Below are 3,341 nucleotides of genomic sequence, written 5' to 3'. Positions count from 1 at the left end.
CGCCGCCGGTTCCGGCCGACGGCCGGCGGGTCGGCGGTCACCCGGGCGCTGCGCCGGCACCAGCCGGAGTTCGTGCTGCACTTCTCCGCCCCGCCCGGCTCGGAGTACCAGGTCACCATGTGGCTGCCGTACCTGGAACGGATCGGACGGCCGTTCGTGGTGATGCTGCGGGAACCGGAGTTCCTGCCCGCCGTCGCGGCGGCCACCACCGCACCGGTGGTCTACTGCCCCACCCTGCGCACCATGGACGAGGTGCTGGTGCCGAGCCTGCGGGTGGCGTTCTACGTCAACCACGGCGCGAAGAACAGCCACTGCATCCGATTCACCCAGCTCACCCACGTTCAACTGCACCACGGCGACAGCGACAAGGCGCCCAGCGCCAACCCGGTGTCGGCGATCTTCGACCGGATCTTCGTGGCCGGCGAGGCCGCCGTCGACCGGTACGCCCGCGCCGGGGTGGAGATCCCGCCCGAGAAGTTCGTGGTGGTGGGCCGCCCGCAGGTCGAGGCGATCGAGGTACGCCACCAGCCGACCCGGGGGCTGACGAACCCCACGGTCCTCTACACCCCCACCTGGACCGGCCACCACGCCGACGCCGACTACTGCTCCCTGCCGATGGCCGAGACGCTGCTGCGGCGGCTGCTCGACCGGGGCGCCACGGTGATCCTGCGCGCCCACCCCTACACCAACCAGCACCCGGGCTCGGCCCGTCGCCTGGCCCGGCTGCACGAACTGCTCGCCGCCGACCGCTCCCGCACCGGCCGCCAGCACGTCTTCGGCGCCGCCGCCAGCCGGCTCACCCTGGCCGAGTCGGTGAACCGGGCGGACGCGCTGGTCTCCGACGTCTCCGGGGTGGTCTCCGACTGGCTGTACTCGGGCAAGCCCTACGCGGTCACCGACACCGGCGTCGACGGTGACCGGTTCGTCGAACGGTTCCCCCTCGCCGCCACCGGCTACGTGCTGCGGCGGGACATGGCCGACCTGGACGACGTGCTGACGCGGCTGCTCGACACCGATCCGCTCGCCGAGGCACGCTGGGCGACCCGGCGGCGCTACCTGGGCGACTTCCCCGCCGACTCGTACGCCGAGGCGTTCCTCTCCGCCGCCCGGCGGGAACTGGACCCGGCCTGGACCGCCCCGGCGCCACGGACCACGACCGACGACGCGGCGCTGCCGACCGCCCCCTGAGCGCGCAGCAGCGGCCGTGGTGAGCGGTGGGCGTGCTCGGTCAGACCTGCAGACCGAGAAGCACCGGGATCGCCGCCACGACGACCCCGGTCAGATAGCGATCCGCTGAACAGCACCTCAGGCCCGGATGTAAGGAAGGGCCCCCTGCTATCGCCTGGTGTATAGCAGGGGACCCTTCCTTACATCTCGTCCTTACTCTCAGGAGGAGTAGCCGCGGGTGGCGGCCCAGTGGGCGAGGTCGGTGGTGCTCATCCAGTACGAGTAGTACGAGGCGTCGGCCGAGTCCGCGATCTTGACCAGTCGACCGTCGTCCGCGTAGCCGACCACGGCGACGTAGTGGCCGCCGGGGAAGGAGTGCCAGCCACCGTCGGTGTCGGTGGCGCTGCCGGCCACGTTCACCACCACACCGCGCCCGTCGGTGATCGCCTCCACCACGTCGGCCTGGAGCTGGTCCATCTGCGTCGGGGTGGCCGAGCCGCCCCGCAGCATCGTGGTCGAGTACGGCTCGCCCTTGAGCGTGGCGTTGAGCACCCGGGTGGTGTCCAGAGCCGAGTTGGTGCCGGCGTACGTGGTGCCGAGCTGGGCGGCCAGGGTGTCCTGGTCACGGTCGACCCCGGCGGCGCTGAGCGCGTTGCGTACCGCGGCCGGGCCGCAGTAGTAGCCGGTGGTCTGGGCCTGGAAGTCGTAGTCCAGGACCTTGCGCGTCGGTGGCTTCGGTGCGGTCTTCTCGCTGACGGCCACCGGCGAGGGGGCCGCCGAGGTGGCCTTCGGCGTGGGCGAGGGCGACGGTGACGGTGCGGCGCTGCTCGGGGCCGCGCTGCCGGGCGGGGTCGACGGGGTCGGCTCCACGCGGGTGTCGGCGCGGGAGGCGGCGGTGTCGCCCCGCGTCTCGGCGACGGCGGTCGTGGTGTGCGCGGTCGCCGGGGCGTCCTCGGTGCCGACGAGTACGGCACCGGTGCCGGTGGCCAGCGCCAGCGCGGCGGCCGAGGCGGCGACGACCTGGTAGGGGCGTTCGGTGGCCAGCCGGCGTAGCTGGCGCGTCAGGGTCTGCTTCACGGAGTCCTCCACGGGGCTCAGGGAGGCACGGCGATCCGCTCCGGCGGTCAGCTCGACAGGACATGCCGAGGACCGCCCGAGTGGGCGGACGGGCCGTGCGAGGGGCTTCGCCCGGTCGGGGCCGGGCGGGGGCCGCAGTCAGCTCGCGGCCGACGGCCCGGTGAGCGCGGGCACCGCAGTGCCGTGGAGGAACAAGAGGGGTATCACAAGGGGATGCACGAGAGGAAAGCTCCTTCCGACACCGCCGACCGGGTTAGCTGACGGGTTCGGGCGGGAAGTTGGCCCTACCGTGAGCCGAAGCTCGCGGATTCACCCCAGAGGTGCGGTGGGTCCCCGGTTCGTGAGACCACGATTAGGCGGGTCGATGCGGCGTCGCCTCCTGCGATCGGTTACCGCATCGGACGGGCCGACATTACTGGTCGGCCATTGCCCTGCCAACCCGCTCTGACCTGCGCAAACATGATCCAGCTCAGTGATTTTCGGGCGTTCGGTCATCGATGTCCCGCAACAGGACCGACGGCGATCGACGTAACGGGCGGTGACAACCGGACCACCCCCGGACAATGCCTCCGGACATCACGTCACGTCTCGGGCGGTTGCGGCACCACCGTCCGTTCCGGCGATCGGTGTGACCGGGCTCACCCGATCAGGCCGGATTACCGGGGCTCCGCGCGTCTCGCCCGGGTCACCCCACGCGCGCCGGACGCCAGCGCAGGGCCGCAGCGGCCGGACGTGCGGCGGTGGTCACGGCGGGTGCCGGCACCGAATTCGGTCGAAGGCGCTGCGCGGCGGCGTACGCCTCGGCGGAGAGCACCCGGGCCGCTTCGGTGGCCCGTTCCGTCTCCCGCCAGGCGGCCCGTTCCCGCTCGGCGGCGGCCCGGTAGGTGGCCCGGTGGTTGTCCCGGACGACCCGGGCCAGCACGACCTCCTGTGCGGCCGGGTGCAGGCGGGGGTCCCAGCCGGCCCGCCGGGCCAGCACGTCGGTGAGCTGCCGCGCCGACAGGTCACCGCGCCAGTGCGCCACCATCGCGGCGTGGTGCAGCCAGCGTTCCCGGGCGGCGTACTCGCTGGCGGTGCGGGGGGTGCGGGGGGCGGGC

At 72.9% G+C, this 3,341-nt stretch carries 2 protein-coding genes, 1 pseudogene and 1 riboswitch; of the genes and pseudogenes, 1 reads left to right on the top strand and 2 read right to left on the bottom strand.

Annotation, left to right across the window (positions count from 1 at the left end):
- The coding region (locus tag EYA84_RS29310; RefSeq protein ID WP_131057285.1) for a CDP-glycerol glycerophosphotransferase family protein at nucleotides 1-1,188 on the top strand (1,188 nt) is incomplete at its 5' end.
- A 198-nt stretch (nucleotides 1,189-1,386) separates the two neighbouring features.
- Here EYA84_RS29310 and EYA84_RS29305 read toward each other — a convergent pair.
- Nucleotides 1,387-2,256 (bottom strand): C39 family peptidase, encoded by an 870-nt coding sequence (locus EYA84_RS29305; protein ID WP_131057283.1) that lies wholly within the window; start codon nucleotides 2,254-2,256, stop codon nucleotides 1,387-1,389.
- Nucleotides 2,257-2,471: 215 nt separating this feature from the next.
- Nucleotides 2,472-2,613: riboswitch (cyclic di-AMP (ydaO/yuaA leader) on the bottom strand.
- 316 nt (nucleotides 2,614-2,929) lie between these two features.
- Nucleotides 2,930-3,341, bottom strand: a pseudogene (locus EYA84_RS29300) (hypothetical protein); the annotation flags it as partial.

This window comes from Verrucosispora sp. SN26_14.1, assembly GCF_004307965.1.
In the GTDB taxonomy this organism is placed as follows: Bacteria; Actinomycetota; Actinomycetes; order Mycobacteriales; family Micromonosporaceae; genus Micromonospora.
The sequence above is the reverse complement of the archived record's forward strand: the minus strand, read 5'-3'. Positions and strand labels throughout refer to the sequence as shown.